Origin of the sequence: Streptomyces sp. NPDC102283 (assembly GCF_044766265.1) — a bacterium.
Classification (GTDB): domain Bacteria; phylum Actinomycetota; class Actinomycetes; order Streptomycetales; family Streptomycetaceae; genus Streptomyces.
In genome coordinates this window covers 177,000-189,132 of sequence record NZ_JBIWLQ010000010.1, presented here as the reverse complement: position 1 = coordinate 189,132, position 12,133 = coordinate 177,000, and the positions used below count along the sequence as shown (strand labels likewise).

The following is a 12,133-nucleotide window of genomic DNA, read 5'->3' as shown; positions in this document are numbered from 1 at the left end:
CGCCGCGGCGGATCAGGCCTTGTTCTGCGAGGCCCAGAACTCGTCGAAGGTGAGCAGGCCGTCACCGTTGGCGTCGTGGGCGTTGATGATCGCCTGCGCCACCGTCTCGGTGACGAAGGGGTCGCCCAGCTGGGCCATCGCGCTCTTGTACTCGTTGGCCGTGATGAGCCCGTCGCCGTCTCTGTCGAACCGCTGGAATGCCGTCCGCGCCGACTCGATGTCCGCCACAGTTCCGCCCCTTCGTGATGCCGAATGTCAGGGTCAGATTATCGGGCCGTCCGGGTGACATCGGCGGCCGGTCGGCCCAGCAGCTCCGTGGCCGTCACCGCGCGCAGTCCGCGACGGCCGATCTCGGCGAGCAGCAGCGGCAGCGCGTCGACGGTGACCGGGCGGCCGAGGCTCAGCTCCACCACCGACCCGTTGCGCAGCTCCCCCGCGACCTTGCGGGTGACGGCGGCGACGCGGGTGGCCGCGTGGTCGAGCGACTCCACGTCGCAGCCGAGGACATGGGGGTAGCCGGCCCGCTGGGCGAGGCGCTGGAGGAGCGGGGAGGCGTACGCGGTGGGCGAGGGGCGGAACCAGGCGCCGATGGACCCGGTGAGCCGGCGCAGCCGCCGGGCGCAGGCGGCGATCTCCTCGTACGCCGCGCGTTCGTCCAGGGACGCGAGGTCGAGGTGGTGCTCGGTGTGGTTGCCGATCTCGTGGCCCCCGTCGAGGATCCGGCGGGCCAGGCCGGGGTGTTCGGCGAGCCAGGCGCCGACCGCGAGCACCGTGACGCGCGCTCCGGCCTGTTCGCACCGGGCGAGTGCGGCGTGGGCGAGGTCCGGGTCGCCCCGACCGTCGAAGGTGAGGGCGACGCGGGGCCGGTCGCGGGGGCCGTGCGCGATCCGGAAGGGCAGCCCGGGGAAGCGGTGCGGGGCGGGGGCGGCGGCCCGGGAGGGGGTGGGGGCGGGGGTGCCGGAGGCGGTCGGGGCGGGGGCCTCGCCGGGAGGGCGGGTGACGGCCGCGGGTCCGGCGGCGCCGCCCGCCCCGTCGCTCCGGGCGCAGCCCGCGGCGAGGGCGGCGGCCAGCGCCCCGGCCCCCGCGCCCAGCGCGCCCCGGCGACCCATCGGCGCCCTGTGTCCGTCCATGCCCGACCACCTCGCGCTCCACGGGTTCCACCGATTCCCCGGACACAGTAGAGGCAGGATGGGCGAAATGGGGCGATTGAGCAGTTCAACGGATGATCAATGAAACATTCAGGCGTTGCCATAAAGATGCATGGATTGCCAGGCGAGTGATCGAGCACACCTGCGATTCAATCGACGCATGACCGGTTGTTCCATGAATAGCCCGACAAGTCGCTTTGGCACCGTGGTCGCCCGTCTGCCATAGTCGGAGCCACGACCCCCACTGACCCGGGCACAGGTCGTTCCCAAGCGGCCGTGGACACACCCCCCATTCCACGGCCCCCGCCAGAAGCCCCCGCAGCGCCGCACCACGGCCGACCGGGGGCTTCTGCGTGCCCGGCGCGACCGGGGCCGGCGGTCAGCGGTTACCGGTCAGCGGTCGGAGATGCGCATCTCGAACCACGTGGTCTTGCCGCGCGGCAGCAGATCCACACCCCAGCGGTCGGAGAGCTTGTCGACGAGGAAGAGCCCGCGGCCGCTGACGTCCATCTCGCGCACCGGCATCAGGCACGGCAGCCCGCGCGAGGGATCACGCACCTCGACGCGGATCCAGCCCCGGCGGCGGACCATCCGCAACCCGAAGACCCGGGCCCCGGTGTGGCGTACCGCGTTCCCCACGAGCTCGGAGACCAGGAGCACCGCGTACTCGGCGGTCTGGGGCGAGAGCGCCCACTGGCGGAGCACGACACAGGAAGTGATGCGCCGGGCCGTCGCCGCCGACTCCGGTCGGGACGGCAGCCGGACCTCCTCCTCGGTCGGATTCCCGAACAACTCCAGCGCCTTGAACGCCTGTTCGTCATCCATGGTCGACGTCCAGCGTGCCGCGGTCGCGCTGCTGCGCGGTCGCGGCTGATCCACACCCTCCAAGCCCGCCATGCCCACCATCATGGCCGCACGGATCGCCCTCCGGGGCCGTTCCGGAGGAATCGGCACCCCGGAACGACCCCTCCCGCGGCAGGCTTTTGGCATATGCCCATGGCACCACAGCTCCCCGGGCGACCCCGTTGAGCTGCGACGATCCCCCACCCGAGGAGAACCGCCCGGCCGGAGGCGGTACCGGGCCTTAAGGTTGCCTTAAGGCCCGGATAATCCGCTCTGACGGATGAACTCCCCGCGCGGGACCGCCCGACCCGACTACCGGGCCACCCGTTCTGACTACCGATCAGAGGAAAGAGGCCTTCCCCGGCCCCTCCTCGACGAAGCTGCGCATGCCCCGCTCGCGGTCCTCGGTGGCGAACAGTCCGGAGAACCAGTTCCGTTCGATGGTGAGCCCGGTGTCGAGGTCCGTCTCCAGCCCGGCGTCGATCGACTCCTTGGCCGCGCGCAGCGCCAGCGCGGGGCCCTTGGCCAGCTTGGCGGCCCAGGCCTGGGCCTGGTCGTGGACCTCGGCGGCCGGGACCACCCGGTCGACCAGACCCAGCGTCAGAGCCTCATCGGCCTTGACCATGCGGCCGGTGAAGATGAGGTCCTTGGCCCGGGAGGGGCCGATCAGCCGGGCGAGCCGCTGGGTGCCGCCCGCTCCCGGGATCAGGCCGAGGAGGATCTCCGGCTGGCCCAGCTTGGCGTTGTCCGCGGCGATCCGGAAGTCGGCGCAGAGCGCCAGTTCGCATCCGCCGCCGAGCGCGTAGCCGGTGACGGCGGCGACGACCGGCTTGGGGATGCGGGCGACGGCGGTGAAGGCGTCCTGGAGGCCCTTGGACCGGATCACCATCGCGGTGTGGTCCATCGCCTGCATCTCCTTGATGTCCGCGCCCGCCGCGAACACCTTCTCGCCGCCGTAGAGGACCACGGACCGCACGTCCTCGCGCCGGGTCGCCTCCTCGGCCAGTTCCCGCAGCCGGTCCTGGATCGCCACGTCCAGGGCGTTCATGGGCGGCCGGTCCAGAAGGATCGTGCCGACGCCGTCGCGTACTTCGAGGGTCACAGTCATGGAGGCAGGTTAACCAAGGCTAACGCCGGCGGGCCCGGTGCCGTTGGTCACAGCACCGGGCCCGCCGGGTCGGTCGGGGAGCGGAAGGAGTCCTACTTCTTCCACTCCTCCCAGTCCATGTTCCAGCCGTTGAGGCCGTTGTCGGGCTGGATGGTCTTGTCGTGGGAGTTCTTCACGATGACCACGTCGCCGATCAGCGACTTGTTGTAGAACCAGGCCGCCGGCGTCTGGTTGTCGTAGCCGCCGCGCACATCGCGCAGACCGACGCAGCCGTGGCTGGTGTTGCTGCTGCCGAAGATGGAGGACGCGCCCCAGTAGTTGCCGTGCAGGAAGGTGCCCGACGTGGACAGCCGCATGGCGTGCGGCACGTCCTTGATGTCGTACTCGCCGCCGAAGCCGACGGTGTCGCCGTTCATCCGGGTCACCTTGAGCTTCTCGCTGATGACCATCTGACCGTTGTACGTGGTCGTCGCCGGGGCGCCCGCGGAGATCGGGATGTCCTTGATCTGCTTGCCGTCACGGACCACCTTCATCCGCTTCGCGCTCGCGTCGACGGTGGAGACCTGGCTGCGGCCGATGGTGAACGACACCTTCTTGGCCTGCTTGCCGTGGACGCCCGGCCGGCCCTCGACGCCGTCGAGGTTGAGGTCGACGGTCACCTTGGTGCCCGCCGCCCAGTACTTCTCCGGGCGGAAGTCGAGACGGTCGTTCCCGAACCAGTGGCCCTCGATCTCGACGGCCGGCTCGGCCGTCACCCTGATGGCCCGCTCCACCGCGTCGGGGTCGGTGATGCCCCGGGTGAAGTTGATGGAGACCGGCATGCCGACCCCGACGGTCGAGCCGTCCTCCGGTGTGTAGTGCCCGATGAAGGTGTTCGCCGGGACGAGCGTGGTGAAGGTGGTGTCCTTCGCCGACTCACGTCCCTCGGCGTCCTTCGCCACCGCGTGCACCGCGTACTTCGTCGAGGCGGCGAGGTGACGCTCGGGCGTCCAGCTCGCGCCGTCGGCCGCGATCTCGCCCTCGACCTCGTTGCCCTTGGGGTCGGAGACCTTCACCGTGGTCAGCTTGCCCTGCGTGGCACCGATCTTCAGCGCACCGCTGGTCGCCACGGACTCCGCACCGTCCTCGGGCGCGATGGTCACCACCGCCTGCGAGGCGGCCGTGTCCTTGTTCTTCGCGCTGCCCGCCGGCCCCTTCTCGTCCCCCGAGCCGGTGTCACCGCCGCCGCACGCCGTCACCAGCAACAGCAGTGCTCCCAGAACCAGGGCCAGAAGCCCCGGTCCGCCGCGCCGCTTCCCGCTCGCCCCGGCCGATGCCCCCGATATCGGCTGCCCGTTCACTGTGGTCGTCTCCCCTCGCACGGCCCGGCTCCCGCCGTGGCCCGCACCCCCGCGCGCCGAACATGCGCGCCGCCGCAAGATAATCACACCGCGAGCGGGGTGAACTCCCTCCGGAATGTCACCGTTCCGTACCAGTGGTCCGGGGAGTTGTGCAGGTGGCGCGGGGTGCCGGGGCGGAGCGGCGGGGTGCGGGCGGAACGCGACGGAGCCCGGGGTCTCAGCGCAGGGCGGAGCCGGCCTTCCACTTCTTCCAGCCGAGGTTCCAGCCGCTGAGCCCGTTGTCCGGTGCGACCTTCTTGTCCTTGGAGTTGACCACCTCGACCACGTCGCCGATCAGGGTCCGGTCGAAGAACCAGCCGCCGGGAGTGGAGCCGCTGCCGCCCTTGACGTCGCGCAGTCCGACGCAGCCGTGGCTGACGTTCTCCTCGCCGAAGACGGACTCCTCGGCCCAGTAGTTGCCGTGCAGGAAGGTGCCGGACTCGGTGAGCCGGATCGCGTGCGGCACGTCCTTGATGTCGTACTCGCCCTTGCCCTTCTTGTCGGTGAAGCCGACCGTGGCCCCGTTCATCCGGGTCACCTCGTGCATCTCGGTGACCACCATCTTCCCGTTGTACGTGGTCGTCTTCGGGGCCCCCGCGGTGATCGGGACCGTATCCACGAGCTCGCCGTCCCGGCGCACCTCCATGGTCTTCTCCTCCGCGTCGACCAGGGAGACCTGGGAGCGGCCGACCGTGAACACGACCCTCTTGTCCTGGCCGCCGTAGACCCCCGGGGCGCCCTCGACGTCGCGCAGCCCGATGTCGACGGTGACCTCGGTGCCGGGCTTCCAGTACGCCTTCGGGCGGAAGTCGAGCCGGTCCTTGCCGAACCAGTGGCCGGAGACCTCCACCACCGGATCGGACGTCACCCGGATGGCCTTCTCCACCGCGGCCCGGTCGGCGATCGGGCGGTTGAAGGAGAAGGAGACGATCATGCCGGTGCCCACGGTGGACCGGTTCTCCGGTTTGAAGTACCCGATGAAGCGGTGCTCGGGGACGAGCGTGGTGAACGTGGAGTGCCGGGCGGAGCGGCGGCCCGCCCCGTCCACGGCCACCGCGTCGATGCTGTACTTCGCGGCGAGGGCGAGCCGTCCCGCGGCGGGCTCCGGCTTCCAGGACCTCCCGTCGTCGGCGATGCGCCCGGCCACCGTCTGCTGCCGCGCGTCCTCGATCCGCATGACCTTCACGCTCTCCAGCCGCCCGTCGGGGACCTTCACCGCGATGCGGGTCCCCTCGTCGACGTCCTTGGCGCCGTCCTCGGGGAAGACGCCGATCGCGTCGCCGGAGAACCACGCCTTGCCGTCGAACACGGCCTCCCGGGCGTCGGTGCAGCCGGTCAGGAGGGCCAGCACGGTCAGCAGTCCTGCCCATGTCAGCACGGCGGCCGAACCGGCCCGTGCGCTCTTCGCTGTCTGGTTCACGCTCCCCCAACGACCAGGGCCGGTCGGGGGAAACGTGAGTGCGGGCCGCCCGGTGGGCAGAACAGAGGGGAGGACTACCCGAAGAGGCCGCGGCCGGGACGCCGCGCGCCACTCGTAGGTGCCCGTCCCACGAGCCGCGGGAGGCGACACGGTGTCCAGCGCAGCCGAGCAGGAGGCAGTAAGGGATCCGGACGCGGCGATCGGCGCCGGGGCGGAGGGCACGGAGGCGCACCGCACGGCCCCCGCCCGGATCCAGGCGCCGTCCCCGGCCGTCTGGCCCGGGGCCCCGATGCCGCTGGGGGCCCGTTTCCGGGTCGGCCCGGACGGGGTGGCGGGGACCAATTTCGCGCTGTGGGCGGGCGGGGCCGAGGCGGTCGAGCTGTGCCTCTTCGACGAGCGGGGCACGGAGACCCGCTGCCCGCTGACCGAGCTGACCCATGAGATCTGGCACGGCTTCGTGCCCGGGGTGCGGCCCGGTCAGCGTTACGGCTACCGGGTGCACGGCCGCTGGGACCCGTGGACGGGGGCCCGCTGGAACGCGGCGAAGCTGCTGCTGGACCCGTACGCCCGTGCGGTCGACGGGACCTTCACCCTGCCGCCGGAGGTCTACGGACACGTACGCGACTGGCCGGACCAGCATGTGGCCGACACCGTGCGGGACGACCGGGACTCGGCGCCCTTCGTGCCCAAGGGCGTCGTCGTGCGCGACGACGACGACTGGGTGGAGGACCGCCGTCCCAAGACCCCGTGGGCGGACTCCGTGATCTACGAGCTGCACGTGCGCGGCTTCACCAAACGGCACCCGGACATCCCGCCCCAGCTGCGCGGCACGTACGCGGGGCTCGCGCATCCGGCCGCGATCGAGCACCTGACGCGGCTCGGGGTGAGCGCCGTCGAACTGCTCCCGGTCCACCAGTTCGCCCACGAGGACCATCTGCTGCGGCGCGGGCTGCGCAACCACTGGGGCTACAACTCGATCGGCTACTTCGCCCCGCACGCCGGCTACTCCGCCTCGGGGACGGCGGGCCAGCAGGTCGGCGAGTTCAAGCGGATGGTGCACGCGCTGCACGAGGCCGGGATCGAGGTGATCCTCGACGTCGTCTACAACCACACCGCGGAGGCGGGCGAGCTGGGCCCGATGCTGTCGCTGCGCGGCATCGACAACCGGGGCTACTACCGGCTGCGGGACGACCCGCGCCGCTACGCCGACTACACGGGCTGCGGCAACACCCTGCACGTGGTGCAGCCCCAGGTGCTGCGGCTCATCACCGACTCGCTGCGCTACTGGGTCACCGAGATGGGCGTCGACGGCTTCCGCTTCGACCTGGCGGCGGCGCTGGCCCGCTCGATGCACGACGTCGACATGCTCTCCCCGTTCCTCGCGGTGATCGCCCAGGACCCGGTGCTGCGCCGGGTCAAGCTCATCGCCGAGCCGTGGGACGTGGGCAGCGGCGGCTATCAGGTGGGTGCCTTCCCTCCCCTGTGGACCGAGTGGAACGACCGCTACCGCGACGCGGTGCGCGACTTCTGGCGCGGCGCGCTCCCCGACGTACGGGATCTCGGCTACCGGCTGACCGGCTCCAGCGACCTGTACGCCTGGGGCGGCCGCCGCCCGTACGCCTCGGTCAACTTCGTCACCGCGCACGACGGCTTCACCCTGCGCGACCTGGTCAGCTACGAGCAGAAGCACAACGAGGCCAACGGGGAGGGCAACCGGGACGGGACGAGCGACAACCGGGCGTGGAACTGCGGGACGGAGGGGGAGAGCGACGACCCGGAGATCAACGCGCTGCGCCGCCGTCAGCTCCGTAACCTGCTGACCACCCTGCTGCTCTCCACCGGGGTGCCGATGCTGGTGGCGGGCGACGAGATGGGCCGGACACAGGGCGGCAACAACAACGCCTACTGCCAGGACAACGAGACGGGCTGGCTGGACTGGTCGCTCCTGGAGGAGCCCGCGTGGCGGGAGCTGACCGCGCTGACGGCCCGGGTGCTGACACTGCGCCGGGCCCATCCGGTGCTGCGGCGCCGCGCGTTCTTCTCCGGCCGGGCGCAGGCCCCGGACGGGCTGCGGGACCTGGCGTGGTTCGCCCGGGACGGCCGGGAGATGACGGAGGGCGACTGGTACGCCCCCGCCGCCACGCTCGGCCTCTACCTCTCCGGGCGGGACATCCCGGGCCGGGACGCGCGGGGCGAGCCGGTCACCGACGACAGCTTCCTGGCGGTCCTGCACGCGGGCGCGGAGCCGACGGCCTTCGCCCTGCCGGGAGCGCCGTGGGCGAGCGCGTACGAACTGGTCCTGGACACCTCGCGGGAGGAGCAGACCGAGGCGCCCGGCACGGTGCTGGACGGCGGTACGGAGATGACGGTGCCGGCCCGCTCGGTGCTGCTGCTGCGGGTGACGGCCTGAGAGGAGGGCCGGCGCCTCCGGGTCAGCCGAGGATGCCCCGGTCGTAGCCGACGGCGACGGCGGCGGCCCGGTCCTTTGCGCCCAGCTTGGCGAAGACGTGGGTGAGGTGGGTCTTCACGGTCGCCTCGCTGACGAACAGCTCGGCGGCGATCTCCCGGTTGGTGGTGCCCCGCGCCACCAGGACCAGCACCTCGCGCTCGCGGGCCGACAGGGAGGTCCCGGCGAGGTCGGCGGCGGGGGTGCGGACCCGGGTCATCAGCCGGGAGGCGACGGCGGGCGACAGGACGCCGCGTCCGTCGGCGGCGGCCCGGACGGCAGCGAACAGCTCCTCGCGCGGCGCGTCCTTGAGGAGGTAGCCGGTCGCGCCCGCCTCGATCGCCGGCAGGGTGTCGGAGTCGGTGTCGTACGTGGTCAGCACCAGGACCTTCGAGCGCGCGCCGCGCCGGGTCAGCTCCGCGATGGCCGCCACTCCCCCGCCGCCGGGCATCCGCAGGTCCATCAGGACGACGTCGGGGTCGAGGCGTTCGACGGCCGTGAGGGCGTCGACGCCGTTCGACGCCTCGCCGAGGACCTCGAATCCGGGGGCGGCGGCGAACATGCCGCGCAGTCCGTCCCGGACGACCGGGTGGTCGTCGACGACGACGAGGCTGATGGCGCGGGCGGCGTTCTCGGTCATGACCGCACCGTACGGCGGGTCGCAGGGGTCTGGCCAGCGGCCGCCGCGGTGCTGTTCACGGGGTGCCTGACCAGGGGGACCCTGGCCGATACCGCCGTGCCGCCACCCGGTTCCGACTCCACCTCGACCGCGCCCGCCATGCGCTCCGCGCGGGCCCGCATCCCGCCGAGGCCGAAGCCGCCGGTGCGGTCGGCCGGGGCGGCGGCCGCGGGGTCGAAGCCGCGCCCGTCGTCCCGTACGTCCAGGGTCAGTTCGTCGTCCATGAAGGACAGCGTGACCCCGACCCGGGAGGCCCCGGCGTGCCGGCCGGCGTTGGCGAGGGCCTCGCCCGCGATGCGCAGCAGGGTGGCGGCGATCTCGTCGTGGACCGGTTCGACGGTGCCGGTGACGGTGAAGTCGGCCCGGACGCGGTGCTGTTCGGTCCATTCGGCGACGGTCTTCTCCAGCGCGCCGGCCAACTCGTCGTGTTCCAGGGCGACGGGGGCCAGGTTGTGCACGGAGCGGCGGGCCTCGCCGAGGCTGTGGCGGGCGAGTGCGGCGGCCCGCTCCAGGTGGACGCGGGCGGTCTGCGGATCGCGGTCCGTCAGGGAGGTGACGACCTGGAGCTGGGCGATGATCCCGGTGAGGCCCTGGGCGAGGGTGTCGTGGATCTCGGCGGCGAGCCGGCGCCGCTCGTCGTCGACCCCGGCCTCCCGGGCCTGGACGAGGAGTTGGGCGTGCAGGGCCGCGTTCTCCGCCATGGCCCGCTCCAGCCGGAGGTTGGTGCGCTCCAGTTCGGCGATGGTCTCGACCTGGATGCGGGCCTTCTCCTCCTCCCGCATCCCGACGTGCCAGAAGAAGAGGGCGAGGGTGGCGTTGACGATGTAGAGCACGCAGAAGGCGACCCAGTTCATCAACGAGGCGGGCGGCAGGCCTCCGCTCTGCGAACCGGCCAGGGTGAAGGCGGTGGTGAGCACCCCGACGCGGACGAAGCGCTTGGGCAGCAGGGGCTCGACGTCGAAGTAGCTGAGCGCCGCGTAGATCGCGAAGAACGGGTTGAGCCACGACAGCGCGAAGGCCAGGACGGTCCGGGCGCCGTAGTAGGCCACCCCGGCCGGGGCGCCCGGAGCGGTACGCGGGCGGGCCCGGCCCCACCAGCCCTGGAGCCCGTACGCCGCGACGGCCAGGACCCCGGCCACGTACATCTCGGTGCGGGTCATGATCAGGCCGGCGGCGACGGCCCCGACGAGGACGGACAGGGTGAGAACGGCGTAGGGCCCGTACCGGTAGAACTGCTCCCAGCGCTCCTCGATCGTGCGGGGCCCCGTCGCACCGGACGGGTACGGGGAGCAGGGCGGCTGCGTCATGCGTGCAGTCTCCGTCACTGCCACCGGAAGAGTCGAGCGGCCGCGATGCCCAGAGCCGCGGTCCACAGGGCGAGGACCAGGAGGTGGATCCAGCCCGGCCAGCTCCCGGACGCGGCCTGCTCCAGCGCCTGGGAGGCGGCCCCCAGCGGGGTGATCTCCACGATGCGGCGCAGGGCGTCGGGCATCGTCTGGACGGGCAGCCACACCCCGGCGCTGAACATCATCACGAGGTAGGCACCCGTGCCGAACGCGGTGGCCGCCTTCGTCGTCCGGGACAGGGCGCAGATCATGGAGCCCAGAGTCAGCACGGCGGCGACGGCGAGCAGCAGCGCCAGCAGATAGCCGAGGAGCTGTTCGGGCAGCGCGACCCCGTAGGCGATCCGGCCGACGACGGTGACGAGGAGCGCGGAGGCGAGGCAGGCCGCGCCGTGCAGCAGGATCTGGGCACAGAGCAGGGCGGAGGGCCGCACCGGGGTGGCGGACATCCGGCGCAGGATTCCGCGCTCGCGGTAGGCGGTGAGGACCGGCGGCATCGCCTGGACCGCCGCCGTGATCATGGCGAGCAGGATCGAGATGGGGACGTACAGGTCGATGACGCGCCGTCCGCCGAGGTCGTCCTGCGCCTCCTTGAAGGCGGGGATGAAGCCGAGGATCACCAGAAGAACGGAGGGGAAGGCGAAGATCCAGAACAGGTTGCCCGGTTCGCGGAGGAAGAGCCGGGTCTCGGCGATCAGGACGGCGGCCGCGGGGCCGCGTCGCCGGGCGACGCGGGACCCGGGGGCGGTGGCCGGTGCGGTGGTGGTCTCGGTCGGCATGTCAGAGGTCCTGTCCGGTGAGGTCGAGGAAGGCTTCGTCGAGGCTGGTCTCGGTGATACGCAGCCGCTGGGCGGTGACGCCGAGTTCGGCGAGCAGGGCGACGAACGGGGCGACCGTCTCGTCGGTGCCGTGCAGCGTGAGCGCCCCCTCGCGGTCGGGCGGGGTCACGGTCGCGACGCCGGGAAGCGCATTGAGCCGGGTGAGGTCGGGGCCGGTGAGCGTCCGGGAGGGCACGAAGGAGAGCACGGTGGAGCCGGTGGCCTGCCGGATCAGCCCGGTCGGGGTGTCCAGGGCGACGACCTTGCCCCGGTCGATGACGGCGATCCGGTCGCAGAGGCGCTGGGCCTCCTCCATGAAGTGGGTGACGAGCAGGACGGTCACCCCGCCGTCGCGGATCTCCTCGATGAGCTTCCAGGTGTCGCGGCGGGCGCGCGGGTCGAGGCCGGTGGTCAGCTCGTCCAGCACGACGACCTTCGGGTTGCCGATGAGGGCGAGTGCGATGAACAGGCGCTGCTTCTGGCCGCCGGAGAGCTGGGCGAAGCGGGTGGTGAGCTTCTCGTCGAGGCCGAGACGGGCGGCGAGCGGACGCCAGTCGACCGGGGTCGGGTAGAACGCGCTGTACAGCTCCAGCGCCTCCCGTACGGTCAGTTTGGCCTGGAGTTCGCTCTCCTGGAGCTGGGCGCCGAGCAGCCGCGTGACCCGGTCGTGGTCGGCGACGGGGTCGAGCCCGGCGACCCTGATGGTGCCCGCGTCGGGGATGCGCAGGCCCTCCACGCATTCGACGGTGGTGGTCTTGCCCGCCCCGTTGGGGCCGAGGATGCCGAAGATCTCCCCCTCGTCGACGGAGAAGGAGACGCCGTCGACCACGGCACGGCCCGCGTAGGTCTTGCGTACCCCGTTGACTTCGATGATTGCCATGTCCACCAGGGTTCCGGCGGGCGGGCGCGGGCGGTATCCGCCGTCACGCTCGACGGCGCATCAGCCGAT

General features: G+C 72.0%; 11 protein-coding genes. 1 reads left to right on the top strand and 10 read right to left on the bottom strand.

Going from position 1 to position 12,133, the window contains the following annotated elements:
• Positions 1 to 12: 12 nt before the first annotated feature.
• From ACIRJT_RS21310 to ACIRJT_RS21285, 6 genes are all read right to left on the bottom strand, one after another.
• Positions 13 to 228 (bottom strand): EF-hand domain-containing protein, encoded by a 216-nt coding sequence (locus tag ACIRJT_RS21310; RefSeq protein WP_403911366.1) that lies wholly within the window; start codon positions 226 to 228, stop codon positions 13 to 15.
• Between the two features lie 38 nt (positions 229 to 266).
• A complete protein-coding gene (locus tag ACIRJT_RS21305; RefSeq protein WP_403911364.1) occupies positions 267 to 1,130 on the bottom strand; it encodes a polysaccharide deacetylase family protein in 864 nt (287 codons plus the stop codon).
• 411 nt (positions 1,131 to 1,541) lie between these two features.
• Positions 1,542 to 2,057: an ATP-binding protein gene (locus ACIRJT_RS21300; protein WP_371627999.1), complete on the bottom strand. Its 516-nt coding sequence runs from the start codon at positions 2,055 to 2,057 to the stop codon at positions 1,542 to 1,544.
• 274 nt (positions 2,058 to 2,331) lie between these two features.
• Complete coding sequence (locus tag ACIRJT_RS21295) at positions 2,332 to 3,099, bottom strand: enoyl-CoA hydratase/isomerase family protein (RefSeq protein ID WP_403911362.1); 768 nt, start codon at positions 3,097 to 3,099, stop codon at positions 2,332 to 2,334.
• 92 nt (positions 3,100 to 3,191) lie between these two features.
• Positions 3,192 to 4,439, bottom strand: coding sequence for an Ig-like domain-containing protein (locus ACIRJT_RS21290; RefSeq protein WP_403911361.1), 1,248 nt, complete (start codon positions 4,437 to 4,439; stop codon positions 3,192 to 3,194).
• 217 nt (positions 4,440 to 4,656) lie between these two features.
• Positions 4,657 to 5,898 (bottom strand): Ig-like domain-containing protein, encoded by a 1,242-nt coding sequence (locus ACIRJT_RS21285; RefSeq protein ID WP_403911359.1) that lies wholly within the window; start codon positions 5,896 to 5,898, stop codon positions 4,657 to 4,659.
• A 151-nt stretch (positions 5,899 to 6,049) separates the two neighbouring features.
• Here ACIRJT_RS21285 and glgX point away from each other — a divergent pair, with 151 nt between their 5' ends.
• Complete coding sequence (glgX, locus tag ACIRJT_RS21280; protein WP_403911357.1) at positions 6,050 to 8,308, top strand: glycogen debranching protein GlgX; 2,259 nt, start codon at positions 6,050 to 6,052, stop codon at positions 8,306 to 8,308.
• A 22-nt stretch (positions 8,309 to 8,330) separates the two neighbouring features.
• Here glgX and ACIRJT_RS21275 read toward each other — a convergent pair whose 3' ends face one another.
• From ACIRJT_RS21275 to ACIRJT_RS21260, 4 genes are read right to left on the bottom strand one after another with little or no spacing between them, the layout of a single operon-like run.
• On the bottom strand, positions 8,331 to 8,984 hold the full coding sequence (locus ACIRJT_RS21275; RefSeq protein ID WP_403911355.1) for a response regulator: 654 nt from the start codon (positions 8,982 to 8,984) through the stop codon (positions 8,331 to 8,333).
• Positions 8,981 to 10,330: a histidine kinase gene (locus ACIRJT_RS21270; RefSeq protein ID WP_403911353.1), complete on the bottom strand. Its 1,350-nt coding sequence runs from the start codon at positions 10,328 to 10,330 to the stop codon at positions 8,981 to 8,983. Before ACIRJT_RS21270 ends, ACIRJT_RS21275 begins: the two co-directional genes overlap by 4 nt.
• 14 nt (positions 10,331 to 10,344) lie before the next feature.
• Complete coding sequence (locus ACIRJT_RS21265; protein ID WP_403911352.1) at positions 10,345 to 11,145, bottom strand: ABC transporter permease; 801 nt, start codon at positions 11,143 to 11,145, stop codon at positions 10,345 to 10,347.
• 1 nt (position 11,146) lies between these two features.
• Positions 11,147 to 12,064: an ABC transporter ATP-binding protein gene (locus ACIRJT_RS21260; RefSeq protein WP_403911350.1), complete on the bottom strand. Its 918-nt coding sequence runs from the start codon at positions 12,062 to 12,064 to the stop codon at positions 11,147 to 11,149.
• Positions 12,065 to 12,133: the final 69 nt, after the last annotated feature.